Origin of the sequence: Desulfurivibrio nitratireducens (assembly GCF_044068515.1) — a bacterium.
In the GTDB taxonomy this organism is placed as follows: Bacteria; Desulfobacterota; Desulfobulbia; order Desulfobulbales; family Desulfurivibrionaceae; genus Desulfurivibrio.
In genome coordinates, this window is sequence record NZ_JBIPKI010000006.1 from 1 (window position 1) to 26,294 (window position 26,294).

At 61.1% G+C, this 26,294-nt stretch carries 24 protein-coding genes; 5 read left to right on the plus strand and 19 right to left on the minus strand.

Features of this window, described 5'->3' with window-relative positions; genetic code table 11:
- The 6 genes from ACHHTY_RS03435 to ACHHTY_RS03460 form a co-directional block, all read right to left on the minus strand.
- Positions 1–972, minus strand: a 972-nt coding sequence (locus ACHHTY_RS03435; protein WP_395492664.1) for an amidoligase family protein, incomplete at its 3' end; no start/stop codon positions are given.
- A gap of 150 nt (positions 973–1,122) precedes the next feature.
- Entirely contained in the window at positions 1,123–2,187 is a 1,065-nt protein-coding gene (locus tag ACHHTY_RS03440; protein WP_395492665.1) for a potassium channel family protein, read from the minus strand.
- Between the two features lie 279 nt (positions 2,188–2,466).
- Positions 2,467–4,104 (minus strand): ABC-F family ATP-binding cassette domain-containing protein, encoded by a 1,638-nt coding sequence (locus tag ACHHTY_RS03445; protein ID WP_395492666.1) that lies wholly within the window; start codon positions 4,102–4,104, stop codon positions 2,467–2,469.
- Between the two features lie 164 nt (positions 4,105–4,268).
- Positions 4,269–4,988: a type 1 glutamine amidotransferase gene (locus ACHHTY_RS03450; RefSeq protein WP_395492667.1), complete on the minus strand. Its 720-nt coding sequence runs from the start codon at positions 4,986–4,988 to the stop codon at positions 4,269–4,271.
- 138 nt (positions 4,989–5,126) lie between these two features.
- Positions 5,127–6,452 (minus strand): ammonium transporter, encoded by a 1,326-nt coding sequence (locus ACHHTY_RS03455; protein ID WP_395492668.1) that lies wholly within the window; start codon positions 6,450–6,452, stop codon positions 5,127–5,129.
- 66 nt (positions 6,453–6,518) lie between these two features.
- Positions 6,519–6,857: a P-II family nitrogen regulator gene (locus tag ACHHTY_RS03460; protein WP_395492669.1), complete on the minus strand. Its 339-nt coding sequence runs from the start codon at positions 6,855–6,857 to the stop codon at positions 6,519–6,521.
- A 289-nt stretch (positions 6,858–7,146) separates the two neighbouring features.
- Here ACHHTY_RS03460 and aat point away from each other — a divergent pair, with 289 nt between their 5' ends.
- The 5 genes from aat to ACHHTY_RS03485 all read left to right on the plus strand — a co-directional run bounded on the left by aat (position 7,147) and on the right by ACHHTY_RS03485 (position 14,966).
- Positions 7,147–7,845, plus strand: a complete 699-nt coding sequence (aat, locus tag ACHHTY_RS03465) for a leucyl/phenylalanyl-tRNA--protein transferase (RefSeq protein WP_395492670.1) — start codon at positions 7,147–7,149, stop codon at positions 7,843–7,845.
- 100 nt (positions 7,846–7,945) lie between these two features.
- Positions 7,946–10,051 carry an FAD-binding protein gene (locus tag ACHHTY_RS03470; RefSeq protein ID WP_395492671.1) on the plus strand — a complete coding sequence of 702 codons (2,106 nt, stop codon included), beginning with the start codon at positions 7,946–7,948 and terminating at the stop codon, positions 10,049–10,051.
- 179 nt (positions 10,052–10,230) lie between these two features.
- A complete protein-coding gene (locus ACHHTY_RS03475) occupies positions 10,231–11,907 on the plus strand; it encodes an electron transfer flavoprotein-ubiquinone oxidoreductase (RefSeq protein ID WP_395492672.1) in 1,677 nt (558 codons plus the stop codon).
- A 149-nt stretch (positions 11,908–12,056) separates the two neighbouring features.
- Positions 12,057–13,661, plus strand: coding sequence for a Na/Pi cotransporter family protein (locus ACHHTY_RS03480; RefSeq protein WP_395492673.1), 1,605 nt, complete (start codon positions 12,057–12,059; stop codon positions 13,659–13,661).
- A gap of 153 nt (positions 13,662–13,814) precedes the next feature.
- The gene (locus ACHHTY_RS03485; RefSeq protein ID WP_395492674.1) at positions 13,815–14,966 is read left to right on the plus strand and encodes a PQQ-dependent sugar dehydrogenase; all 1,152 of its coding nucleotides are present in this window, start codon (positions 13,815–13,817) and stop codon (positions 14,964–14,966) included.
- An 80-nt stretch (positions 14,967–15,046) separates the two neighbouring features.
- Here ACHHTY_RS03485 and ACHHTY_RS03490 read toward each other — a convergent pair whose 3' ends face one another.
- The 13 genes from ACHHTY_RS03490 to nrfD all read right to left on the minus strand — a co-directional run bounded on the left by ACHHTY_RS03490 (position 15,047) and on the right by nrfD (position 26,153).
- A complete protein-coding gene (locus tag ACHHTY_RS03490) occupies positions 15,047–15,484 on the minus strand; it encodes a hypothetical protein (RefSeq protein ID WP_395492675.1) in 438 nt (145 codons plus the stop codon).
- Positions 15,485–15,554: 70 nt separating this feature from the next.
- On the minus strand, positions 15,555–15,911 hold the full coding sequence (locus tag ACHHTY_RS03495) for a TusE/DsrC/DsvC family sulfur relay protein (RefSeq protein ID WP_395492676.1): 357 nt from the start codon (positions 15,909–15,911) through the stop codon (positions 15,555–15,557).
- A gap of 116 nt (positions 15,912–16,027) precedes the next feature.
- A complete protein-coding gene (locus tag ACHHTY_RS03500; RefSeq protein WP_395492677.1) occupies positions 16,028–16,420 on the minus strand; it encodes a class II SORL domain-containing protein in 393 nt (130 codons plus the stop codon).
- A 79-nt stretch (positions 16,421–16,499) separates the two neighbouring features.
- Positions 16,500–17,351 carry a 2-oxoacid:ferredoxin oxidoreductase subunit beta gene (locus ACHHTY_RS03505; RefSeq protein ID WP_395492678.1) on the minus strand — a complete coding sequence of 284 codons (852 nt, stop codon included), beginning with the start codon at positions 17,349–17,351 and terminating at the stop codon, positions 16,500–16,502.
- Between the two features lie 9 nt (positions 17,352–17,360).
- On the minus strand, positions 17,361–19,058 hold the full coding sequence (locus tag ACHHTY_RS03510; RefSeq protein ID WP_395492679.1) for a 2-oxoacid:acceptor oxidoreductase subunit alpha: 1,698 nt from the start codon (positions 19,056–19,058) through the stop codon (positions 17,361–17,363).
- An 18-nt stretch (positions 19,059–19,076) separates the two neighbouring features.
- Positions 19,077–19,373 carry a hypothetical protein gene (locus ACHHTY_RS03515; protein ID WP_395492680.1) on the minus strand — a complete coding sequence of 99 codons (297 nt, stop codon included), beginning with the start codon at positions 19,371–19,373 and terminating at the stop codon, positions 19,077–19,079.
- Between the two features lie 38 nt (positions 19,374–19,411).
- A complete protein-coding gene (locus ACHHTY_RS03520) occupies positions 19,412–20,302 on the minus strand; it encodes an NAD(P)/FAD-dependent oxidoreductase (RefSeq protein WP_395492681.1) in 891 nt (296 codons plus the stop codon).
- A 6-nt stretch (positions 20,303–20,308) separates the two neighbouring features.
- Positions 20,309–20,557, minus strand: coding sequence for a hypothetical protein (locus ACHHTY_RS03525; protein WP_395492682.1), 249 nt, complete (start codon positions 20,555–20,557; stop codon positions 20,309–20,311).
- A gap of 201 nt (positions 20,558–20,758) precedes the next feature.
- Positions 20,759–21,118, minus strand: a complete 360-nt coding sequence (locus ACHHTY_RS03530) for a DUF4870 family protein (protein WP_395492683.1) — start codon at positions 21,116–21,118, stop codon at positions 20,759–20,761.
- 17 nt (positions 21,119–21,135) lie between these two features.
- Entirely contained in the window at positions 21,136–21,753 is a 618-nt protein-coding gene (locus ACHHTY_RS03535) for a TorD/DmsD family molecular chaperone (RefSeq protein ID WP_395492684.1), read from the minus strand.
- A gap of 257 nt (positions 21,754–22,010) precedes the next feature.
- Positions 22,011–22,694: a 4Fe-4S dicluster domain-containing protein gene (locus ACHHTY_RS03540; RefSeq protein WP_395492685.1), complete on the minus strand. Its 684-nt coding sequence runs from the start codon at positions 22,692–22,694 to the stop codon at positions 22,011–22,013.
- A gap of 16 nt (positions 22,695–22,710) precedes the next feature.
- Positions 22,711–25,251: a molybdopterin-dependent oxidoreductase gene (locus tag ACHHTY_RS03545; protein WP_395492686.1), complete on the minus strand. Its 2,541-nt coding sequence runs from the start codon at positions 25,249–25,251 to the stop codon at positions 22,711–22,713.
- A gap of 23 nt (positions 25,252–25,274) precedes the next feature.
- Positions 25,275–26,153 (minus strand): NrfD/PsrC family molybdoenzyme membrane anchor subunit, encoded by an 879-nt coding sequence (nrfD, locus tag ACHHTY_RS03550; protein WP_395492687.1) that lies wholly within the window; start codon positions 26,151–26,153, stop codon positions 25,275–25,277.
- Positions 26,154–26,294 lie beyond the last annotated feature (141 nt).

Here is a 26,294-nt window from a genome sequence, read left to right on the forward strand (position 1 = left end):
CCGGGTCCATTGATCCCTGAACTGGCCGAGGGCTTGGCCCGGCCGTTGCAGATATTGGCGTTTGGCCGTTTCCAGAAGATCGGGGTCGGCCGCCAGCTGTTCCACTTTTACCCAGTCGTTGAAAGGGTGGGCCAGAGTCCAGTCCGGGTTGTCGATTTCGCAGTTGGGCAGTCGGTAATGCAGCGCCGGCCGGGGCTTGATCAGCTCATGTTCGACCGGGGCAGCCAAGACCCGCTCTCGGTCGATTTCGGCAAACAGGGGCAGCAGATCCAGGGGCCGGTTGCGGGTGGGATTGTAGGCCAGGTAGTCATCGATCAGGCCGTTGCGATCCGGCTGATAGTCAGGCTGGAGGATATGGCGGACATAGGCGCCGGAAAAGGGCCGGATGTAGGGGGACAACTGGCGGCTGAGATCGATGTTGCCGGCCTCGACCAGGGCCTCGTAGAGCAGCATGAAGGCCTGCAGAATCGGGGTGAGCCAGGCAGCGGTAAGGCTGTGGGCTTCAATGTTTATTTGCAGGCCGAAGGCATAGAGCAGGGAGGTCTGGGTGCCCTGGGCTCCTTGCTTTTGCAGGGCCGCCCGCACCCGGTCCAGGCGGGGCAGGGCGGCCAGGGGCAGCGGCGGGGCGACGATTTCGTGGGGAACCAGCAGGCCGGCGACCTCGGCCAGCCAGCGCTCCAAAGTTTCGTTATCCTGGTCATTGAGTTCAACCCCCAGGCTGCGGAGGTGTTTGCGAAACTGGCGGTCTTTGAGAACCCGGGCATCCAGTTCGATCTGGAAGTCGCCGAACTCGGTGTCGCGCACCCGGCAGACAAAGGGGTTTTCGATTTCCAGCCGGCCGCCGAATTCGGCCAGGACCGCCGTCGCCATGGCCTCGAGTTCGACCCCGGCCATCTCGATCTCGATCCCGATCCGGCGGGGCTGTCCCGCGGGGCCGTTAGCCCAGGGAAGTTTTCGGAATTCGGTGGTCATCGTTGGGTCAATTAAGTTGAATTTGGTCTTGGTCGCCGGCCGGGCTGGGCCTGTAGAACACCCACCGTTGCCGGTTTCGGCCCCGTGCCGCCGGCGCCGGGCTCTTGAGGGATCCGCGGCGCCTTTAATGCCTCGGGTCAGGGTGCCTGGTCATTCGCTCTTTTCCCCGGCGGGATTTGCTTCGATCACCAGCAACACATCTCCTTCCCGGATGCGACTGTTTTCTCCTTCATCGAACTCGATCGAGATTCCATCGCGGTAGATGCGCACCGCAACGCCTTGCTTGATCTCGCGCATATCCCGGCCGAGCTCATCGGGACGGGGGGCCCTTTCCACCAGGGCGACCTTGCGGCTGGCGGTGAGGAGATCCAGCACATAGTCGGTGATAAAGTTCTGCGAGATCGCGTCCGCCAGCAGGAACCCTCCCACCTGGAAGGGGGGTACCGTGATATCGGCCCCCGCCTGGCGCAGAATCTTGACGTTATCGTTGGCCCAGGCCAGGCTGACGATCTTCACTTTGGGGTTGATATTGCGGACGGTCAACACCACCAGCACGGCGCTGTCGTCCCGTTCCAGGGCGACAATCACTGCCCGGGCCTTTTCCAGCCCGGCGTCCCGCAGAATCTCATCGTGGCTCGGATTGCCATGCAGGCCGATATAACCGAGATCGGCGGCGTCCCGCACGTTCTGCTCCGAGGCGTCGATCACGACCACGTTTTCGGGCGAGACCACCTTCTCGGCGGTTTCCCGGGCCGCCACCCGTCCGCTTTCCCCGAAACCACAGACGATAACATGATCTTGCAGCCGCTCTCTGAGTTTGTTCATGCGAAAATTCTCCAACACTTTCTGAAAAAGGAACTGGTAGGCGGTGCCGATGAAGATGAACCAGATGAAGAAACGGACCGGGGTGATGAAAAGGGCATCGATCAGGCGCGAGTGGGTCGCCACCGGCACGATATCCCCGTAACCAACGGTGGTGATCGTGATCATGGCCAGATAAACCGCGTCGACAAAGGAAACATGGCCATCCAGCTCGTCGTGATAGCCCTGCCGGTCAAACCAGATAATGGCGATAACCGAGGCCAGCAACAGCAATACGGCGGCCAGGCGCCGGGCCAGAATCCACTCCGAGCTGGCCTGGGCCCTCATGTAGAGTACCAGGCGTCGGCGCTTGGCAAACTCTCTCCTGGATAGAGCTTCCTTCAAAGATGCCATTTCTGAGCTCCGCTGGGCGCGAACAAAGAGTTTGCGGGCGGGGACGGTCAGCCCCGCCCCTGGCCGGGGCGGCTCCGGTAAAGTCGCTCCTTAGTGTAGCAGAGATCGGCCAGGCCGGGTCGTTTTCTTCTAGCGGCAGGATTCCCGGCCTGTCAAGGGAAAACCCAGCCGGAGCCGCCCCCCCTCGGCCGGGAAGACTCGACCGGGAACAAAAAGCCCCGGCGGGCGGAGTTGAGGGGGGAAAGCGGAGTGTCCCGGGAGGCTGGGGGCCGGTTGCGGTTACAGGCGCAGTTCCAGCCGGTTCTGACACAGGCTTTCCCGCAGGGCGGCGACCTCCGGGTTTTCCAGGTAGTCGTCAAAGTTCATTCGCTTGTCGATGATGCCGCCCGGGGTGATTTCGATAATCCGGTTGGCGGTGGTGGTTACCAGTTGGTGGTCGTGGGAGGCCAAGAGAATTACCTCAGGGAAGTTGATCAGGCCATCGTTGAGGGCGGTGATTGATTCCAGGTCCAGATGATTGGTGGGCTCGTCCAGGATCAGGGCGTTGGCTCCGCTGAGCATCATCCGGGCCAGCATGCAGCGCACCCGTTCCCCGCCAGACAAGACGCCGGTCTTTTTCAGGGCCTCATCGCCGGAAAACAGCATCTTGCCCAGAAAACCCCGGGCGAAGCTTTCGCCTTCCGTAGGCGGGGTATACTGGTCCAGCCACTCCACCAGGGTCAGGTCCTCGGCGAAATAGGCGCTGTTTTCCTTGGGGAAATAGGAGGTGGACATGGTCACCCCCCAGCGGAAATTGCCCCGATCGGGAGCCAGCTCTTCGGTGAGAATCTGAAACAGGGTGGTCTTGGCCAGGGAGTTGGCGCCGATGAAGGCGATCTTGTCTCCCTTGTGGACCGTAAGGCTGAAGTCGTGCAAAGCCGTTACCCCGTCAATTTCTTTGCCCAGTCCGGTAATCTCCAGGATGATGTCGCCGCAAGGTCGCTCCGGCTTGAAGAGGACGAAGGGATATTTGCGCGAGGAGACGGGCATGTCTTCGATGGTGAGCTTATCCAGCAGCTTTTTCCGCGAGGTGGCCTGCCTGGCCTTGGAGGCGTTGGAGGAGAAACGCTGGATGAACTCGCTCAACTCCTTGGCCTTGGCCGTGGTCTTGCGGTTTTCGTCCTGCCTCTGCTTGAGGAAAATCTGGCTGGCCTGATACCAGAAGTCGTAGTTGCCCACGTAAACCCGGATCTCGCCGAAGTCGATATCGGCAATATGGGTGCAGACCTGGTTGAGAAAATGGCGATCATGGGAAACGATGATCACCGTGTTCTGGAAGCGGAACAGGAAATCCTCCAGCCAGGTTATGGATTTGTGATCCAGATGGTTGGTGGGCTCGTCCAGCAGCAGGATATCGGGGTTGCCGAATAGAGCCTGGGCCAGCAGGACCCTGACCTTATCGCCGCCTTCCAATTCCTTCATCTTCCTGGACCGAAATTCCTCGGGAATGCCGAGTCCCTTGAGCAGCACCGCCGTCTCGGATTCCATCTCGTATCCGTTCATTTCAGCGAATTCCGCCTCCAGTTCGCCGGCTCGGATGCCGTCGGCATCCGAAAGCTCAGGCTGGGCGTAGAGGGCGTCCCGTTCGACCATCAGTTCGTACAGCCGTTTATGGCCCATGACCACGGTATCGAAAACGGTTTCCTCGTCGAAGGCGAACTGTTCCTGGCGCAGGACCGCGATCCGTTCCCGGGGGCCGACGATGATTTCGCCCTTGTCCGCCTCTTTTTCTCCGGCCAGAATCTTGAGAAACGTTGATTTGCCCGAGCCGTTGGCCCCGATCAAGCCGTAACAGTTGCCGGGGGTGAACTTGATGTTGACGTCCTTGAAAATAACCCTCTTGCCGTAAGAGAGGGAAAGATTGGCGGCACTGATCATGCTGATTCCTTGGGTTCGATGAGGGAAAAAGGCGATTTTCCGGCGGAGTGGCCGGAATGGCGGGGTTGACCGGACTGTTGCGAAATCCGATATAATACGCCGGATAGCAGATCATTGCAATGATCATTGTGGGGGCTGGACCTGGAGCGACCCAGGCCCGGGCGTCAGCGGATCAGGCGGAGGTAGTTGGCCAGCAGGCGGTGGAAGTCGCGGCCGACGGCGGCGCGGTGGGTCCGGGCCTGGGCCAGGATTTCCTCCGGATTGACCTGCTGGTCGCGAATACCGGCCAGCCATTCCCGGTCCTGTTCCAGCCAGAGGGCGACATCGCGGGGATCGGCAGCGTGGTTGTCCGCCTGCAGGCCCAGCAGATGGGGCCGACCGCGCACCGAAAGGGCTTCCACCTGGCAGTGATCCGAAGTCAGCAGCACATCGAGATGCCGGGGCAGAGGTTCCAGCACCGCGTAGCCGTGCCATTTGTAGAGGGGGAGATGCTGTTTGAGCCCGGCAAAGGCTGGGTGGCGCCGGCCGGCCTGGGTCAGGTGACCCTGGATGAAGCCGATGCTGCTGCGGAAATTGGGCCCGACCTTGGCCCCCAGGGCCTCGGCCAGCAACTGGTGGCCGAGACAAATTCCCAGGCAGGGCAGGTCGGCGGCCACCGCCTGCCGGATCAGGGCCTTTTCCTCGCGGAGAAAGGGAAACCGCTCTTCCTCGTCGACATTGGCGCCGCCGCCCAGAATCAGCAGGGCTTCAAAATCCTGGGGGTCTGGGATCTTGCCCAGCCAGACCGGGGCGATCTCGAGTTCGATTTTAAGCTTGCGGGCCGAGGCCAGCAGGAATTGTCCGGGCCCTTCCCAGGGACCGTGCTGTAAAACCAGAAATTTCATGGTCAGTTCCAGATTGCCGGGGCAAGGGACCAGATTCAGGCTTCAAGTTCCAGGGTACAGCCAGCGGGGCGCGGGGGCAAGAGCAGTCGCGCTGCTCGCTGCTGTCTTGCCCCCGAAACCCTGCTGTTGGGCCTGCCGTTAAGGTGTGGTATTCATCTCGAAGCCGGAGTAGGCTTCCATGCCGTGCTCGGTGATATCCAGGCCCCGCCGTTCCTCTTCTTCATCAACCCGTAGACCGATGGTCAGCTTGATGGCCTGGAAGATGGCCAGGGCGGCGACAAAGCTCACAACCCCGTAGGCGGCGACCCCCAGCAACTGGATCAGCAAGGAGTGATCGGCGGCGAAGATTCCCACCGCCAGAGTACCCCAGATCCCGCAGGTCAGATGGACCGAAATCGCCCCTACCGGGTCGTCGAGCTTGGCCCGGTCCAGGATCAGGATCGAGCAGACCACCAGAATCCCGGCGAAGATTCCGATGACCACCGCCGCGCCCACGCTCACCGCGTCGGCCCCGGCGGTGATGCCAACCAGGCCGGCCAGGGCGCCGTTTAAGGTCATGGTCAGGTCGGGCTTTCTGGTCACCGCCCAGGAGGTGGCCATGGCGCTGAGCACCCCGGCCGCGGCCGCCATGGCCGTGGTTACGAAGACGTAGGAAACCATGCCCGGATCGGCGGAAAGCACCGAGCCGCCGTTGAAGCCGAACCAGCCCAGCCAGAGGAGAAAAACCCCGATGGTGGCCAACGGCATGTTATGGCCGGGAATCGGCCGGATGCCGCCGCCGACATATTTGCCCAGCCGCGGGCCCAGCACGATCACCCCGGCCAGGGCCGCCCAGCCCCCCACCGAGTGGACCAGGGTGGAACCGGCAAAGTCATAAAAACCCAGCTCGTCCAGCCAGCCGCCGCCCCACTGCCAACTGCCTACCCAGGGGTAAATGAAGGCCACGTAAAGGACGGTGAAGACCAGAAAGCCATGCAGCTTGATGCGCTCGGCCACCGCTCCGGAAACGATGGTGGCGGCGGTGGCGGCGAACATCGCCTGGAAGATGAAGTCGGTCCAGTAGGTGTAAACCCCGATCCCATCCTCCAGGATGTGCAGATCCTCCGGCGAGGTCCCGATCCCGAAGCCGGCGAAGCCGAGCCAGGATCCCAGGGCGAAATCGCCGGGGTACATCAGGTTGAAGCCCACCGCGGCGTAAGTAAGCAGCCCGATGGCGATGATGGCGGTATTTTTGAACAGAATGTTGACCGTGTTTTTGGCTCGGGTCATCCCCGCCTCCAAGGAGGCAAAGCCCAGATGCATCAGGAAGACCAGAAAGGTGGCCACCAGCATCCAGGTGTTGTTGACGGTATACATGGCCTCGCCGCCGCTGACCGCCGCCGCTTCTCCGGCCAGCAGGGCGGCCGGCAGCGTAGCCGCGAACAGGCCGCAGGCGGCGGCACTGATGAACTTTGTCGCTTTCATGGTTTTCTCCTTGCTGATTTATTGTAATTATATTGAGGCCGCTGCTCGAGGGAGCCCGGGCGGCAATCAGATGGCGTCCTGGTCCTGTTCACCGGTTCTGATCCGGCAGACCGATTCCACCGGCAGGACGAAGATTTTGCCGTCGCCGATGGTGCCGTTGCGCGCCGTCTTGACGATGGTATCAACCACCTGGCCTACCTGTTCGCTTGCCACCACGATTTCCACCTTGACCTTGGCGACAAAGTCCACTACATACTCGGCGCCACGATAGATTTCGGTATGGCCCTTCTGGCGGCCGAAGCCCTTGACCTCGGTGACCGTCATCCCCTGGATGCCCAGGACGGTAAGGGCTTCCTTGACCGCGTCCAGCTTGAATGGTTTGATAATGGCTTCAACTTTCTTCATCGGGTTTCCTCCTGGTTGACCCCGAAAGGCGCTTTGGGGGGCCGTGACTTGCCTGCGGCAGGTTTGGCCGGCTTGCCGGGCGCTTCCGGGGATGGTGGGGTTTATTGTCTGGTTGCAGGAGATATCAAGAAACGTGCCAGGTCCGGCGGCCAGGCTTGTAGCTCGCCCAAAATCTTGATTTAATGCGATAATCATCGACAATGAATGGTGGCTGGTCCGCCCCGGCGGCCGATACATTTTTGTCGTGGAGCATGATTGATGCCAGAAAAAAATAACAAATTTGTAATTTATGCCGGTTTATCAGCTTGACCCGGAATTGCTGGTCTTCCCGCCACCGGAACTGGCCCGGGCGGATGGTCTGCTGGCGGTGGGCGGCGATCTGAGCCCGGAACGGCTTTTGCTGGCCTATCAAATGGGGATTTTTCCCTGGTACGGGCCCGATGAGCCAATCCTCTGGTGGGCTCCGGATCCGCGCCTGGTCCTGTTGCCGGCGGAGTTCCATGTCAGCCGCCGCCTGCGGCGCACCCTGCGCCAGGGGCGTTTCACCTTCAGTCTCAACCGCGACTTTGCCGCGGTAATCCGGGCCTGCGCGGAAGTTCCCCGGCGGGGGCAGGAGGGGAGCTGGCTGGGAGAGGAAATGATCACCGCTTACTGCCGCCTCCATGAAATGGGTTACGCCCATTCGGTGGAGTGCCGGCGGGAGGGGGAACTGGTGGGGGGCATTTACGGGGTGGCCCTGGGCAAGGTGTTTTTCGGCGAGTCGATGTTCAGCCGCGAGGCCAACGCCTCCAAGGCGGCCCTGGCTCACCTGGTTGAACTGATGCGCTTAAGCGGCGGGACCATGATCGACTGCCAGGTGAGTAGTGACCACCTTCTGAGCCTGGGGGCGCGCCTCATCCCCGGCCGGGTCTTTTACCAGCGGCTGGTCCTCGATATCGGCCGGCCGGAAAGTGGTACAGCCCGTTTGCCCTCCGGCCTTTTGCTTTGACAACCCGCCGCTAAATAAGTAACAATTAATCTTTATGAAATAACGCTGAAAATCTGCCGCGCTGTTCGGCTGGTGATGATTGCAAGGAGCTGCCGCCTTCATGAGTAATTACATTGTCCTGGTAAAACAGGTGCCTGACGTGGCCCGGATCACCGATAACGCCTTTGATCCCGAAACCGGCAATCTGATCCGTTCCCGGCTGGCCAGCGTAATCAACGAGCTGGATGCCCAGGCCTTGGCTTTTGCCTGGCGGATGAAGGAAATTTCCGGGGACCGCAATGCCCGGATCATCTGCCTTTCCATGGGGCCGCCGATGGCCGCCGAGGTGCTGCGCTACGGCCTGAGCCGGGGGGCCGACGGGGCCGTGCTCCTGACCGACCGGGCCCTGGGCGGGGCCGATACCCCGGCCACCGCCAATCCGCTGGCGCATGCCATCGGTAAGATCCGGGACGAAATGCTCTCGGGAGATCAAGATTATTTCGTGGTCTGCGGCATGCAGTCGGTGGATGGCGACACCGCCCAGGTGCCGCCCCAGATCGCCGAGGAACTGGGCATTGCCTGCGTTCCCTATGCCATCGAAGTGGAGTTCGCTGACGGTCGCTTCCGCTTCCACCATATTATCGCCGGCGGCACCCAGGTGGTGGAGGTTTTGCGCCGGCCGGCGGTGATTACCATCGCCAAGTATGACTATCCCCTATACGCCTCCTTTGCCGCCACCCGCAAGGCCAATCGCAGCACCCTGGTCCAGTGGGGGGCCGACGACGTCAAGCCCACCGCCATGGGCAACCCCGGTTCCAAGACCCGGGTAATCCGGGTTTTCCCGCCCCCCAAAACCAACCGCCTCTGCCGCCGGCTGGAATCGGTGGCCGAATTGGCCGGGATCCTGCGCCAGGCTTTGGCCAAGGAGGCCGATCCGGCCGCCGACGCCGAGACCGGCCCGGCTCGCTATCAGCTGCCCAACCGCCGTTCCTCCTGGCTGGACCGTTCCTTCGAGGGCACCGACAAGGAGTGCGCCGACTTCAAATATCTGGCCGAATTGCTGGCCGGGCTGGGAATCAGGGGCATTGAGCAACTGGATTCGGAAGAAAAGCTGGCCCAGGTCCGGGGAAAAGTCCTGGCTCTCGAGGACTTGCGGTTATCCCCCAAGATCGTCACGGAAATGCTCACCGGTTTGGCCCAACGGGAAACCGCCTATCAGGGGGAGGTCTGGGTCATGGCCGAGCAGGAGGGAGGGGCGCTCAATGCCGCGACTTTCGAGCTGACCGGCAAGGCCCGGGAGCTGGCCGATTCCCTGGAGGTGCCGCTGGGGGTGGTCCTGCCCGGCCGGCAGGTGGGGGCCCTGGCGCCGGAATTGATCGCCGCCGGGGCCGACAAGGTCTATCTCCTCGAGCACCCGTTGCTGGCCGAGTTTGACCCCTTGAGCTACCGCCGGGCGGTGGCGGAGCTTTTCAAGGCCCACCAGCCCCAGATTCTGCTCTTCGGCGCCACCCCCCAGGGCCGGGTTTTGGCCCCGTTGGTCGCCTACCGGGTCGGCTGCGGTCTCACCGCCGACTGCACCGAGCTGGCGATTCGCGATAACACCCGCAAGGGTCAGCTGGCGGTGATGATGCAGACCCGGCCGGCCTTGGGCGGCAACGTCATGGCCACCATCTGCAGCCGTAATTCCAGTTGCCAGATGGCCACCGCCCGGCCCGGCGTGATGCAGCGCCTGCCCGCCGACTCCGCCCGTCGGGGCGAGGTCATCGCCTGGCCGGTGGAATTGAGCGAGGCCGACTTGAGCTTTAAAGTCCTGGATAAACGCCGCGGGGGAGACAAGGTCGATTTTGCCTGCGAGGTCATTGTCGGCGGCGGCAAGGGTTTGAGCAGCCGGGAAAATTTTGTTGAGCTGCTGGACGACCTGGTGGCGGCGGTGGGCGCCAAATTCCAGGTCAAGGCCGGCAAGGGGGCTTCCCGGGCGGCGGTGGAGCAGGGCTTTGCCGGCCGGGCTTTCCAGGTTGGGCAGACCGGCACCGCAGTGGGTCCCAAGGTTTATTTTGCCGTGGGTATTTCCGGGGCGATCCAGCACATGATCGGGGTGGCGGCCAGCCGGACCATCATCGCCATCAATTCCGATCCCCAGGCGCCGATCTTCAAGCAGTGTGACTATTACCTGGTGGGCCGAGCCGAGCAGGTGATACCGGAGCTGATCGGCGTTTTAGGGTCATAAGAAGGGTCCTCGCGGGAGGATGCGCTCCTTTGCTATTGGCTGTTTGCGACGGCTTTGGGGTTTCGGGCCCGCGCTTGCCTTTAGCCCCCCGAGGCTTAAACAGCTTTGCCGGCCCCGTGAAGTTGAGATTTTATGATGAGCAGGCCGCCGGGGTTTGCGGGACAAATCAAGGATTAATCATGAGCGACAGCTTGCAGCAGGATTTCAGCAAAGTGGATGTGTTGATCGTCGGCGCCGGTACGGCGGGCTTGGCGGCGGCGATCAGCGTCAAGCGGCAGCGGCCCGAACTGGCGGTTTGCGTCATCGACAAGGCCGCGGCCCCCGGTAACCACGCTCTTTCCGGGGCGGTGCTGGAGCCCGGGGCCCTGGCCCGGCTGCTGGACCCGGTCCGCCCCGACTGGCGGGACAGCGACGAGGCCAAGGCGGTTCTGGCCGCCAGGGTGGAGCGGGATGATGTCCTGATGCTGCTGGGCCGCAAACGCTCCTTCGGCTTGCTGCCCCTGCTGAAGGCGGCCCGGGCCCTGGGCATGGGCTATGGCCTGATGATCCATCAGGATGATTATATCTGTTCAGTGAGCCGGCTGGTGGCCTGGCTGGCCAAGGTCGCCGCCGAGCTTGAGGTCGAGGTTCTCCCCGGTTTTGCCGCCGCCGATATTCTCTGGGACGAGGAGAGCGGCCGGGCCGCCGGGGTCAGGCTGGTGGATCAGGGCCGCAACCGGGAAGGCCAACCGGAGCGCAATTTTCTGGCCGGCGAGACGGTCAAGGCCGATTTTATCCTGCTGGCCGAAGGTTGCGATGGCCTGCTCAGCGAAAAATTCATCGCCCAGGCCGGGCTCCAACGGGCCGGAGAGCAGCTTTATTCCCTGGGAGTGAAGGAGTTGATCCGGGTCAGCCCCGAACAGTATGAAAAATTCAGCGCCGGCCGGGTGGTCCACGCCATGGGCTATCCCCTCTGGACCCCGGTACTGGGGCCTGATATCTTCGGAGGCGGGATCATGTACCCCATGGGGGACAACCAGATCGCGGTCGGAATCATCGCCGGGCTGGATTACCGTTATTGCGATTTCAATCCCCAGGACGCCCTGGCCTTGTTCAAGGAGCATGGTTTCGTCAAACAGTTCATTGCCGGCGGTACGGTGGTCGAGGCCGGGGCCAAGATGATTCCCGAGGGGGGCTGGGACGCCGTACCCCGTTGCCCGCGGGACAACAGCATTGGCCGGGGCAATGTGGCTCTGCTCGGGGACTCCGCCGGCCTGGTCAATATGCTGAAAATCAAAGGGCTGCACAACGCCATTGAATCGGGGCTGGCCGCCGCCGCGGCCATTGCCGCCGCCCCGGCCGCCCCGGAAAAGCTGGCGGCGGCCTACACCGTCCAACTGGGCAAGGCCGGGGTGGACTGGGAAATGGCGGCGGCCCGTAATTTCCGCCAGACTATCGCCAAATTCGGTTCCCTGCTCGGAATGCTGCTGGCCCTGGGCGGTCGGTTCTTGCCCCGTTTCCGGCTGGAATCCGATTACACCCGGCTCGAGCCGACCTCTTACCCCCTGCGGCCGGCCCGGCCTTTCGACAAGAATGCCTTCACCGCCCTGGCCCGCACCGGGCACCGGGAAGACGAGCCATCTCACCTGCGGATCCTCGACGACAGCATCTGCCGCAACCGCTGTCTGCCCAAATTCGGCGGGCCTTGCGTCACTTTCTGCCCGGCCGGGGTTTACGAGAAAATCGAGGGCCTGCCCCGGGCCGCCAACCCTTCCAATTGCCTGCACTGCAAAACCTGCCAGCGCAAATGTCCTTATGACAATATCCGCTGGACGATCCCGGAAGCCGGCGGCGGCCCCCGCTACACCACGATGTAACTCCGCGGATAATGGGGCCGCTGCAGGCGCCTCCCAACCCGGTGGGCCCCAAGCTGAAGCGGCTCCGGTCGCTTATTCTTCCGGAATTCTGTGAACTCGCTGGTTAACCTGTTCATGTCCACTATTTTAACCAAATGGCAACTGGCTTAATGGGGATCTTCGAACACTTTGATCTCTGGCGGCTCCTGGCCGGGCTGGGTATTTTCCTCTTTGGGATGTTCATGATGGAGGAATCCATCAAGCTCCTTTCCGGCCGGGCCTTCAAATCCCTGATCCGGCGTTACACCGGGACCAGGCTGCGGGGGATCTTCTCCGGGATCATCAGCACCTCCATTCTGCAAAGCTCTTCGGCGGTCTCGCTGCTGGTCCTGGCCTTTGCCGGCGCCGGCCTGATGAGCCTGGTCAACGCGGTGGCGGTGATGATCGGCACCAAGATCGGAGCTACCATGACCGCCTGGATCGTGGCGGTTTTCGGCTTCAAGTTCCAGATCGAAGCCTTTGCCCTGCCGATGATCGGCCTGGGGGGTTTGGGCCTGATTTTTCTGGCCAACTCGCCGCGCTACGTCAATCTGAGTAAACTGGTGGTCGCCTTCGGTTTTCTCTTCCATGGCCTCGATTTCATGAAGAGCAGCGTTGAGGATCTGGCCGCCGCCATCGATATCGCGGCCCTGCCGGATTTGGGGATCTGGTTTTACGCCCTGGTCGGCCTGCTGTTGACCGCGATCATTCAATCCTCGGCGGCCACCATCGCCATCACCCTGACCATGCTTTACACCGGAGTGGTGGGTTTCAGTGCCGCCGCCGCCATGGTAATCGGGGCCAATGTCGGCACCACCGTCACGGTGCTGCTCGGTTCGCTGGGCGGAATTCCGGTCAAGAAGCAGGCCGCCCTCAGTCAGCTGATCTTCACCACCGGCACCGCCGCTCTCACCTTCCTGTTGCTGCCGGTGTTAACCTGGCTGGTTCTGGAGCTGCTCGGTTTTGCCGACAATCTTGTTCTGGGGCTGGCCCTCTTCCATACCCTGTTCAACGCCCTGGGGGTAATCATGTTCTATCCCCTGATTCCCGCCATCGCCGTCTTTGTCCGCCGCCGGATTCCCGAACGCCAAGTGCTGCAGCTGGCCCGCTACATCACCAATACCAGTCCCGAAGTACCGGAGGCGGCCATCGAGGCCCTGCGCAAGGAGGCGGTCAACCAGGCCAAATGGAGCGTCGATTTCATCCGGCTGATTTACGGCATCGACCCCCGACAGCGTACCCGGAGCCCGGTCAGCTATGATGATCTTGAGCGTCTCCATGCCGAAATTTTCACCTTTTACGCCCGGATTCTGGGACACCAGATGGAAGAAGAAGAGGCCCGGCGGCTGGAACCTTTTATCCGGGCCAGCCGCAGCATTATGAATGCCGCCAAGAATCTCTACGAGCAGAATCACGAACTGGATGAATTTCGCCGGGAGGACCAGGAATTCATGCAGGATGCCTGGCATCGCTTCCTGGATCGGTTGGAGATTATCGGTGGGGTGGTGGACGAGATCGGCGCCGAACCGGACCTGGATCATACCGGGTTGCTGGAACAGGCATTTTTGGCCGTCGAGGAGGCGGACAAGCTTTTTATCCGGAGCTGTGCCAGGGAAGTCGCCGCCAAACGCCTGCGGGAACACGATGTCACCCGGTTGCTGATGAGCAACCGCCTCTTTACCCAGTCCTGCCGGATGCTGGTCCTGAGCCTGCAAAGCCTGAACCGCGGCAGCTGACCCTAAGCGGCCCCCGGGCAACGACCTGATCAGTCTCATCCTTCGCAGCTACCCGATCCCGGCGCCTGCCGCGGCTGCACTCCCGGCCGCTTTTTATGGTATCCTTGCTCAAGAAGAATAAAAGCCCGAGATTTGCCAGCCGGAGAAAAGACCATGAAGCAAGTTAGAGCAGCAGTCATCAGGGTCATCACCGCAACCGCCCTGATTTTAATCTTTTCCGGGGGGGCCTGGGCGGAGAAGACCGTCGCCACCGTCAGCAGCGAGATCGGCCCCATCCGGGTGGTGGAGGTGGCAGGCGGCCTGGAAATTCCCTGGTCCCTGGCTTTTCTGCCCGATGGCCGGATGCTGGTAACCGAGCGGCCTGGGCGCTTGCGGGTTGTTACGGCGGCCGGTGAAATATCCCGGCCGGTGGCCGGCCTGCCGGCGGTACACGCGCGGGGGCAGGGCGGCTTGCTGGATGTGGTGCTGGGCCCCGATTTTGCGGACGATGGACTGATCTTTTTTTCCTACGCCGAACCGCTGCAGCGGGGAGCCCGAACCGCGGTGGCCCGGGCCCGTCTGGATTTGGGTGAGTTGCGCCTGGAGGGAGTGACCCGGATCTTTGCCCAGAATGAGGCCCCGGCCGGCAACAATCACTGGGGATCAAGACTGGTTTTCGACCCCCGGGGCAACCTGTTCGTTACCCTGGGGGAGCGCTTTGCCCATCGGGACCGCGCCCAGGATCTGGACAGTCACCTGGGCAAGATCGTGCGCATCCGGCCGGACGGTTCGGTGCCGGAGGATAATCCCTTCCTGGACAAGGCCAATGTTTTGCCGGAAATCTGGTCCTATGGCCACCGCAATGTCCAGGGGGCGGCTCTGCATCCCGAGACCGGGGTGTTGTGGAGTCACGAGCATGGGCCCCGGGGCGGCGACGAAGTTAATATCATCCGGCCCGGGCGCAACTATGGCTGGCCGGTGATTACCCACGGCCGGGAATACGTCACCGGGTTTCGCATTGGGGAGGGAACCGAGCGCGAGGACGTGGAGGCGCCCCTCCAGGTCTGGACTCCTTCCATAGCCCCCTCGGGCATGGCGTTTTATACCGGCGAAGAGATCCCCCAATGGCGGGGCAATCTCTTTGTCGGGGCTTTGCGGGGCAGCCTGCTGGCCCGGTTGGAACTGGATGGGGAAAAAGTAGTCAGGGAAGAGCGCCTGCTTAAGGAAATCGGTCATCGGATCCGCGACGTGCGCCAGGGGCCGGACGGTCGGCTTTATCTGCTCGATGAAACCGCCGGGCGCATCCTGCGCCTGGAACTGCCCTAGAGCGGCCGAGACCTCCCCCCGGCCGCCGCATGATCAGCGGTAGCCGGGAGGCCGGGTTTTTTCGGTCGGGATCTTGCTCTTTACCAGGCCGGGAAAGAGATCTTAAGTGAGCTCTTGCCGCCCTTATCCTTGAGCTTAACCTCCAGATCGATACTGCCGGTCCGGAGACCCAAAGCCAGGGGCGACTCACCACCGCCTTCCTCAAAGTGGAGTATGCGGCGCACGATATCGTTTATCCGGTCGAAGATTGCCGGGGAAGGCGCCGGCAGGGTGACCTTTTCCTCGGCCTTGAGACTCGCCTTGATGGTCCCGTCCTCGCCTCGCTTCAGCTTCAGGCTCCGGGCCTTTTCGGTGATGCCGTACATGATGGCCAGGGCCAGGTACTTGACCGCGTCCTCCTCCTGGTCCTCGCTCGGGCCGGTTGCCATCCAGGCCAACTGCTCGGCAAAGCCGGTGTCCAGGTAGCAGTCGCACATTTCCTGCAGTTTCAGGTGCAGGTTGGGGTCTTTGATTTGCACGGATTCCCTCCCTTGATTTAATAAGTTATCGCGAATTGCCGGATAGTTGCATTTTGCCCCGCCCGGGCGGCTAGCAGCACTGCTCCAGCATGTAATGCTTGCCGTCAACGCTCACGAAATGAACCCCTTCAAGCTTGGGCAGCCCGGCGATCTTCCAGGCCTTTTCCGGGTTGATGAATTCCTCGTTGACGCAATCGCGCGGTTGGTGAATGTTTTTGCAGACGTAGTTGAGGATCGGGAAAGCCTGGAATTTTTTATAATATGTCCGCATGAACTTGATCACTTCCAGCATCTCGTCGCTCAACTCCCCGAACCCTTCCTGGGCCGCCAGGGCCCGGGCCACATTTTCATTCCACTCTTCAGGATTAGTAAGGAAACCGTCTCCGTCAACCTCGACGCTTCCGCCGGAGTAAGTAAGTTGTGCCATGGCGCACCTCCATTAATTCTGCCAGCTTGTCTTGTGAAGCGGCGCCTGAAGCCGGGCGCCGCCTTTTCCCCGCTAAACCGTACTTTCACCTAACGGTCAGCCGGGCCAGGGAACCATTATTTGACCGAGATCGCCTTGCTGCTTTCCCAGAAACCGTGAATATTGCAAAATGCCGTAGCCAGCAGGGTACCGGGTTTGGTGAGCTTGAGCGCCGTAGTGACCGCGTGGTGGGTGTAAACCGGGCCGGTGTTGGGACCTTCGGTGGATTCGCCATGGGCGCTGAATTCAAAATTTCCCACCTGGTAGGCGAACTTGGCTCCCTCGGGCTTAAAAAAGAGTTGAATCCAGCGAATATGATGTTCGGTGGTGTTGGGATGGGCGATTTCCTTGCCCAGGGATATTTTAACCTCGCATAACTCGTCGACTGCAACCTGGTCCGGGCAATCGATCACCGGCACGTGTTTTTCCGTCTTCCAGTCGGCGTTTTGATAAAGATCTCCTGCTTGCATTGGTCCCTCCTTGTTCGGTGGTGAAGTTTGTTTGGACGGCCGGGGCAGTCAACCCCCGTCTTTGTTTCAGGCCATAGCGCTAGGCATAGCCCAGCATGATCTTTTGCAGCCGCTCCCGGGGAACCTCCTGGCCGGCCAGTGGTCCTTCTTTGAGAGCCTCGAACTGTTCCTCGAACAGCGGCCGCTCGGTCCGGTAGATGATCCCCAGGGGGATCCGGTCGCCGAATTCCAGGGCGATGCGCAAAGCATCGTCCAGGCTGGTGGGGTCATGTGCGGCGGGCAATTCGTAGCAGTGTTCCTTGTACCATTGATAGGTGTTGACCTTGTTAAAGGACACGCAGGGCTGGAGAATATCGACCAGGGCCGTGCCCCGATGCTTGATGGCGGTCGCGATCAGGTCGGCGAGATGCTCCGGCATCCCGGCATAGCCCCGGGCCACGAAGGAAGCCCCCATGGTAACCGCCACCGCCACCGGGTTGAAGGGGGGAGCGAAGGCCCCGTGGGGCTGGGTCTTGGTTACCATGCCCCGCTCCGAGGTCGGGCTGGCCTGCCCCTTGGTCAGCCCGTAAACCCGGTTGTCGTGGGCCAGAATGGTGAGATCGAGGTTGCGGCGCAGGGCGGCTAGGAAGTGGTTGCCGCCTTCGCCGTATAGACAGCCATCCCCGCTCTCCGCGATTACGGTGAGTTCCGGGTTGGCGAGCCTGGCGCCGAGGGCCGCCGGCAAACTGCGGCCATGCAGGCCGTTGAAGACGTTGGCTCTCAGATAATGGGGAGCTTTGGCCGCCTGGCCGATCCCGGAAACCAGCAGGATTTGGTGGGGAGCCAGATTGCAGGCAACCAGGGCCTTTTTCAGGGCGTTGAGAATGCCGAAATTGCCGCAGCCGGGGCACCAGGCGGTCTCGAATTTGCCGTAATCTTCAATGGTGGTCATGTCAATACCTCAGGCGGCTTCCAGGTTTTCCAGGTGGTCCAGGATGTAGCGGGCCGTAAAGGGCAGGCCGTCATAGCGCCCGATCCGCTCGGGAATGGCAAAGCCGGTTTCGCGCCGGATGAGCCGGGCAAACTGGCCGGTGGCATTGCCCTCCACGCAGACGACCTGGTCGGCGGCCTCGAGAGTTTCGCGGAACTGGTCCGGAATCAGCGGCCAGACCTGGGAAAAATGGAGAACGGCGACCCGGCGGCCCTGTGTGTTGAGGATGGCGGCCGCCTCCCGCACCGGTCCCAGGCTGGAACCCCAGCAGACCAGCAGCAGCTCCGCGCCTTTTTCTCCCTCTAAAGTCGGGGCGATGACCTGGTCCTTGAGCAGCTTAAGTTTGGCCAGCCGTTTTTCCACCATGGCGATCCGCAGGCCGTGGTCTTCGCTGAGATGACCGTCCTCGTCGTGTTCGTCGCTGTCCGCCACCACCAGGTGCTCCGACTGGCCCGGCAGCAGGCGGGGAGAGAGGCCGTCGGGGGTGAGGCGATAGCGCTGGTAAGGAGTGGGCAGGTTTCGGGGGTCGGTCCCGGCGCGGATCGGGCTGATGGCGGCAAGATCAAAAGGGGCCACCGGCCGGGTTGCATCGGCCAGAAACTGGTCGGTCAGGAGAAAGACCGGGGACTGGGAGTGCTCGGCCAGGCTCAAAGCCTTGGCGGTCAGCTCAAAACAGTCCTCGATGCTGCCGGGAGTATATATTGCCCGGGAAAATTCGCCGTGGCCGGCATGGAGGACGAACTCCAGGTCGGCCTGCTCGGTGCGGGTGGGCATGCCGGTGGCCGGGCCCGGTCGCTGGCCCACCACGATGAGAACCGGGGTCTCGGTCATCGCCGCCAGGCTGACTCCTTCGGCCATCAGGGCAAACCCTCCGCCCGAGGTGGCCACCATGGCCGGGGCCCCGGCAAAGGCGGCGCCAACGGCCATGTTGATGGCCGCGATTTCATCCTCGGCCTGCTCGATCACGCAGCCCATGCTGTCGGCATGGGCGATCAATTCGACCACGATGGAGGTGGCCGGGGTCATGGGATAGAAGGCGCAAAACTTGAGCCCACCGGCCAAAGCCCCCAAGGCAATGGCTTCATTGCCGGAAAGCAGCAGCCGTGCGGCGCCGGCGGCCGGGGGAGATTGCAGGGTAAAATCGTGGGCCGGAGCATGGCTCTCCGCCCATTCCCGGCTTTTTTCCATGATTTCCCGGTTCTCGGCCAGAACCTCCGGGTGTTTTTGGCCGAACATCGCCTCCACGGCCTGGTGCAAGGGCTCCGGGGCCAGGCCCAGGATTTGCCCGAGCAGGGCCAGGGCGGCGGTATTCCAAAGCTTTTCCGGGCCCAGTTCGGCAAATGGCACGGCAATGGTCCCCGGCCGTTCGGGGGCGAAGTCGGCATCAGCAATGAGCAGGGCCCCCTCGGTTAGCTGCCCGCGATGCAACTCAACGGTTTCGGCATTGAGCGCCACCAGAATGTCGATGCTCTCCCGGGAGGCGAAAAAGGGCCCGGTGCCCATCCGGATGGCGAAGGTGTTGTGGCCGCCGCGAATCCGCGAATGATAGCTCTGGCTGGTAAAAATCTCCTGGCCGCTCCGGACCAGGGCCTTGCCGAGCAACTGGCCGATGGTCACCAAGCCCTGGCCGGCTTCACCGCCAATAAGAAGCTGGATGTCCTGTGGCATATTCCGGGCCCCCCGCCGCTACTTTTTTACGGCCTTGTATCGGCTGTACAGATCGTGGATGCGATGGCGCAGGGCGCTGATCTTCTTGGAGTCATCGCGGGAAAGCCACCGCGGTTCGCTGATTGAAAAAACCAGCTTGGCCAGCTCATCGAGTACTTCCTCGGTGGCGGCGCACCACTCGTCGGTGCAGATCTGGGTCATCTCTTTGGCTTCTTCGAGGTCTCGAGCCACCAGTTCGACAGATTTTTCAAGGTTTTCGATGAAATCCCGATGGGCCCTTACCATTGCTTCCTGCATTTCAACCTGACGTTTCATAATACACCTCCCTGTTTTAACGGTTAATGCCGGCCGGGTCACAATTCCAGCAGGCGTTGGTTGATCTCAATGCCCACCATCGCCCCCTGGCCGGCGGCGATAATGGCTTGGGCGTTGCCCGGTTTGAGGGCGCCCAAGGCGAAAAGATTTTTAAGCGACGTTTCACAATGGTGATCAGTGGCCAACTTTTGGCCGCCGGCCACCCTCTCCAGGGCCAGGCCGGCCAGAAAGGCATCATTGATGCGATAACCGTAACTGAGCATGACCACCTGGCAGGGGATTTCCCGCCCGTCCCGCAACTTGACCCCGGTCAAGTCCGGATCGCCGAGAAATTCCTCCGGCTCCCCCCGGCGGAATTTGATCTCATCTTCGGCCAGTAATTCGGCCTGATCGTCCGGCAGCCGTCCCGCCGGCATGACCAGGGTGATATCCGGAGTGAACATCTGCTTCATGGCCACCGCAAGCCGGACGGCGGCCTGAGAACGGCCCAGGATGACGAGCTGCTTGCCGGTGGTGCGATAGCCGTCGCAATCCACACAGGTGAAGATCGAGCGGCTGAAGAAGCGGTTCAATCTTCTGATCGGGGGAAGGTTTTCGCTGGCCCCGGAGGAAACAACGACATAGGGAGCCTGGTAGCGGCCCTGGGCGGTGCTGACCGTAAAACCATGGTCGCTTTGCACCGAGGAAACTTGCTCCCGGCGGAATTCAACACCGAAGGACTTGATCTGCCTGATCCCGGTTTCAACCAGTTCTTTGCCGGAGGTGATTTCCAGGCCGAGGTAGTTTTCTAGATGGAGGGCGTGGCGGGTGCGCCCGCCCCCCTGGTCGAGCAAAAGCACTTGGCGGTTATAACGGGCCAGGTGGATGGCGGCCTGGAGGCCCCCCGGCCCGGCCCCGATGATAATGCAGTCATAACCGTCAGAGGGCATGGTCTCTTAAAGTTCCTCGATATTCTTCCTCAGTTGGCCGATCTGCAGGCCTAAAGAGACGCACTGTTTGCCGGCCATGCATTCGTCCGCCTCGGGTTCCTCGAGAAAGGTTTTGAGTTCGTGATTATCCTTTTTCAGGTCGACCACCCAGGCTTTCTCGGAATCATCGTAATCAACCTTGAGATCGATGCCGCAGGCCCCGATCTCCGGGAAAACTTCCTTGATTTTGGTGCACAACTCTTCTTTGGTGGGCATGGTTTTTCCTCCTGTGGTTAAGGTTTTTCAACTGATTGGTGCTGTTATGATAGGTTTTATAAAACTGGATGTCAACAGCAGCAAGAAAAAAGAGGATGAAAAATGTCCCGATGGTGGCTCGGGGCAAGATTAATTGAGCAGTCGCGGCATTTTAGTGCTGAGGATGCTGGGGGAAAATCTTCCGGATTTTTCTACCTTCAGCTAAGTGAAAAACCAGGTGGCCGGGTTGGGGTGGGCCTCCCAGCGATCGAGATACCGGAGGCCCTGGGCACAGCGAACCACCAGCCAGATCAGCCAGCCCAGAATGATCAGCCAGCCGACGCCGATGCCGGTCAGCAATGCCCCGATCAGGAGATAAAGCAGGCCGATCCAGAAAGTCCTGATCTGGAAGCGATAATGGCTTTGCAGCCACCGGGGGGCACCGCTCTGGTTGACATAGGCCAAAATCACCCCGATCAGGCCGGTCAGAGCGACGAAGATGCCGACCAGGTAGAGAATGTAGATAATCTTGGCGGCGGTGGCACCCGGATTCATTGCGTCGGGGGTGTTTACTTCGACCATGCGGCTCCTGGGGGAATTTATGCGGCTGGCATGGCCAGCAACTCGGCCTCGATAAACTTCTGGGTCAATACTCCGAGCAATTTGTAAAATTCCGTTTCACTCTCGGCGATGATCTGTTCGGTGAAGGGTCCTGCCCAGCGTCCGGGGTGTTGCGTGAGGAAATTCCGTTGACGTTCAAGATATTCCGCCTCGCCGGTTTGCAGGTAGCAATGGCCGAGGAAGAACATGAATTCCAGCTCGGTGGCGATAAAGTCCGGCGGCTGTTTGCTTTCCTGGTTGGCCATGAGGCCCACCGCCCGGTAGTGCTCCAAGGCGTTTATGGTGGTGTCGCCCATGATTTTGCGCCCATCCTCCAGGTATACCGAACCGTAGGGAGCGGCCAGCAGCTCGTTGGGGCCGAGAAAAAGTTTGGCGTGATCAACTTGCAGAGTGGTCAGGTTCTCCCGTTGTTCAAGAAATTCGGCCAGCAAATCGGAGGCATAAGGAGTCAATTCGGGGTGGAGAGCTTCCAGTCGGCCGGGAAGCTCTTCGAGCACGGCGGTCAATTCCGCCGTGGGAGGATAAAAAATGGCGGATAAGGCCTGGTAGATGTAGGCTCGGTGGGCTTGTGGGGTTTGCTCGGTGGTGGCATTCATCGCTTAATCGTCCCTTTTGGTTGATGATCTTCCCCGGCCCGGTCAACCCGGGGCGGACTGATGATGGTCAGGGGCAAAAAATTACCATCAGCATAACGTATCGGCCGCAGATCTTAAACTGCTTTTCCGGCAAAGAACCAGGGATCAAGCCGGTTCGACTTTTCTTGCAGAAAAAAAGCCGGGAGGGCTTGCGCAGAAGCCCTCCCGGCGCCGGCTGCCGTAATCCGGCAGTTAAAGTTAGGAGGTTGCGGAATCGCTTAATATGAGTTCAGGTAATAGACCTTGGGATGGGTAATTCGGGCCTCCAGTCGCGTCATGTAGCCGTGTTTGGCGATCAATTCATGGATCGGATCATTGGGATCATCCAGGTCCCCCAAAAGCCGGGCCTGGGCCGGGCAGGCCTCGACGCAGCGGGGTTGCTGGCCGCGGGCCAGGCGATGAAAGCAAAAAGTACACTTCTCCACCAGGCCTTTTTGGCGGATCGAGACATAGCCCTGATCCAGTGCCGGGTTGTGGGTGGGTATCGGAGCCAGCATCCGGCCGGCAAGCTCCTTGCCGCTGGAGGTCCCGCTGGCCACCGGCTTATCGTCTCTGTACTGAGCATGAGGCTGATCGCGATTAAAGGAAATCGCGTCGTAGGGACAGGCCACCATGCAGGCCCGGCAACCCACGCAGCGCCGGGGGTCATGCAGGGTCAAGCCGCCGAAATCCTTGTGCATCGCCTTGGTGGGGCAGTTGCGGGCACAGGGAGCGTTTTCGCAGTGGTTGCACTGATTGAGCTGAAATTCGTAGCGGACATTGGGAAACTTGCCCACCGTCCTGGTTTCGAAAGTAAGCCACTTGATTCCTGCCGTTACGTTGTTTTCGATTTTGCAGGCCATCAGGCAGGCGCCGCAGCCCATGCACTTGTGCAAATCGTGGGTCATTATATAGTTGGTCACAGCTGTTCACCTCCCTTTAGATCATTTCGATTCTGACGCGGCAGAAACCGCCGTTGCGGGCGGTGGAACCGGACAGGTGGTCCCAGTCGGCATGCATCAGGGTGTTGTTGTTGCCGCCGCGGGGGGTTTTGCCGAACTCCTTGGAAGCGAAGCGTCCATAGGCCCAATGGCCTTGGCCGAAGGTCTTGGCCGCTACCCCGGGCCGGACCCCTTCCCAGACTTTGAGCTTGCAGGTGATCGGCGAGCCTTTGGCCGAGGAAACCCGCACCGTGGCCCCATCCCGCAGCCCCAGGCGGCGCGCGTCCACCGGGTTGATCTTGATCACGTCCTCGTAATTGACGTCACCGGGATCAACACCCTTGAACTCGTAGTACCAGGGGCAGTTGCCGGTGCGGCCTTCCCGGTTAAGGCGGGATTTGAAGTCGACCAGCATCAGCGGGAAGTTGCTGGGATCGCCCTCGCGCCGCGGCGGGTCGTAGTGGGGGATAAAAGCCTTCTCACCCCGGGCCGAGTACTTGCAGGCCACCATGACGTCGTCAATGCTCACTCCGTGGCGGTCGGCGTGGCCCTGCAGGCCCTTCTTGAGGGTTTCGCTGTAGAGCTCGAACTTGCCGGTTTCGCCGCCGAACTTGCCGCCCAGACGGCGACCGTAGGGATACTTGATTGAGTTCCAGGCCCCTTTCTCGACGAAGTCCTCCCAGCCGTTCAGGGTATCGCCCTGCTTCTCGCCGGCCGGATCCCAGATATTCTTGGTGTAGGACTTTAGGGCGTAGAGGGAGAATTCGGCGCCGTTGGTCGGGACCCGCCCGGTTTCCGGATCCTTGTAAGTTTTGTAGTAGTCCAGCAGGTTGGGGAAGCCTTTTTCCGCCAGTTTTTCGGCGACCAGCCAGGTGATTTCGGTTTCGTCGTTCTTGACGTCGAAAATTCGCTCATGGATCGGCTGTTGAATCGAGATATGGGTATAAAGTTGGGTTTTCTGAGTAGTGTAGGCCCATCTTTCCGTCATGTGCTGGGCCACCGGCAACAGCAGATCGGCGAACCAGGAAAACTCCGAAAAGTGGGTGGCGATATGGGTGGTAAAAGGAACCTTGGCCATCGCCCGATCCCAGCGGTCGGTTTCGGTGGCGGAGAAGTTGGGGTTGATGAAGTAGGCGATCATCACCTTGACGTCGTAGGGGTCCTCGGCCAGGATGGCGTCGGCCACCCGGTTGGTGTTGACCCCGCTACCGGAAACGCCGCGGGCCAGGTTGGGCCATTCGAGCCGGCCCCGCTGGTCGATTTTTTCTTTTTTAGCCGCGGCTTTGGCCTGATCGTCCTGAAAATCGGCCATGGAGTTGGGGCCGTGCTTGGGCGTGCCGGGCGAGCCGCCGGTATGGCCGCCGAAGCTGTCCGGGGCGCCCACCAGGCCGGAGAGGGCCTGGATCGCCAGGGCCGCATAGGAGCCGTTGGGCCACATGGTGGGGCCATTGAAAACGCAGACCCGGGGAGCGGCCTCTCCCATGTCGCGGGCCACCCGCTGGATCTGTTCCTTGGGGATGCCGCAGACCCCCGCCGCCCATTCCGGGGTGCGGTCCTTGAGTTCCAGGTTCCACCATTTGACCAAGCCGTAGGTTTCAATTTCCTGGAAGGTCTCTTCATCCACGGTCCGGCCGGCGACAAAGCGGTTCTGGCCATCGACGAAGTCGCCGACAAAGCGCTTGTACCACAAGCCTTCAGTAAGAATCACATGGGCGATGGCCGTGGCCAGGGCGCCGTCCTCGCCGGGAATTACCGGCAGCCAGTAATCGGCCTTGGTGCCGATGGTGGTCAGGATGGGGTTGACGCTGCAGATCTTGCCCTTCTCCTGGATCCGGCCCACCGCGTTGATGGCGAAGGGCACCATCCGGTTGGACGAGGTCGGGTCGCAGCCCCAAGCCAGCAGATAGCGGGTGTTGAGCAGGTCAAAGTCCCGGTAGCCCCAGTTTCTTTCGGTAAAGAAGGAGCCGACCTTTTCCGCTTCGGCGCAGATCGAGCTGTGGGAGATGTTGTTGGGCGAGCCGATGATCTTGGGCAGGTGGTCGTAAAGCAGGTGATGCATATGGGAATAACGGCCGCGCATCAGGACAAACTTTTCCGTTTCCTGGTTTTGCCGCAACTCGATCAGTTTTTCGGCAATCGTATCCGCCGCCTCGTCCCAGCTGATCGGCACGAAACGGGGGTCCTCGTTGCGGCCTTTCTTGGGGTTGGTGCGCTTCATCGGCACCTTGAGCCGGTCGGGGTCATAGACCTGCTGCAGGACCAAATGGCCGCGGGGACAGAGGTTGCCCACCCCGGTCTTGGCGTTGGGGTTGCCCCGGATCCGGATCCCCCGGCCGTTGAGAACGTAAACTTGGGCCGCACACCAGGTGGTGCAACCCTGGCAGGATGTGCTAACCCAGCGGCCGCCGTCGCCTTCGCCGCTGGCATATGGAATCGCCGCCAGGGATTTCAGGGTCGGCCAGGCGCCGGTGGCGCCGATGGCGGCCGCGCCGGCGGCGACCGCAGAAGCTTTCAGTATATTTCGCCGTGTTGTTTTCATGAGTCTAAACACCTCCTGTTATCTTAAGCCATTTGACCGGCGAAAAGGATTACATGCCGCAGCAGGTAGCCCCCGACCAGAATCAGGACCGAGGCCACCACCGTCAGCGCGGGCCCGCCGCTTCCACTCAGTTCTTTGTACTCGAGCAGCAAGGGTACCAGCAGGCCGAACAAAATAACCCCGATCCAGAAGAGTGGAGCATAGCCGCCGAAGACCAGGGTTTGCAGGGCCACCTGGCCGCCGCCGGGACCCCCGGTGGTCAGGGACCAGCCGACGATCATCAGCAGAATTACCACCAGTTCGCCGCCGATCAGGTAAGCGTCGAACCTGGTCCAGAAATGCATCGCTTCTTTGGCGTCATCGGCGACGAAGTGGGTCACCAGGAGAGTCAGGGCAATCCCGGTGGAGAAGGCGGAAACCACGAAGAGCAGCCAGAGCATGGAGGTCGCCCAGACCGCGTTGACGGAAACGGACTGGAGCAGCAGGGCGGTGTAGGCCGCCACGCCGATGGAGAGCACGATCCCGGCCCAGGCCAGCACCATCTGCAGGCCTTCAGGTTGTTTGTAGGGGTTGTTCCGCTGGCTGTACAGCAAGTAGGCGTAGATGATGGTAATCGGTGAAAAGACGCTCAGCAGGAAGGTGCCGACCGACAGAACCGAAGTGATGTTGGGGTAGACCAGTAGCCGCCAGAATGTCCATGGCATTCCCAGGTCGAAAATCAGCAGGATCAGGCCGATGATGATCGGCGCTGGGGCCAGATATGCTGCGATTCGGGCCAGGCTGCGGTATTTTTCCCCTCCGAAGAGGTCGGACAGGGCCGCCACCAAAAATGCACCAGCGGACACCCCCCCTAGAAACAGGTACATGGCAATCCAGATTGGCCAAGCAATGAAATCTTCCACGGTTTTTTCTCCTTATGTTTTGGTTGATGACCGTATACTTGCTTTGTTGCTGGAGTTCTTTGCTCTACCTCCTGTTGGTTTTGCTGGGTCAAGTTGTTGTTTAATACCTCTACCTCCCTTGATTTTTCATGGCATTCAGCA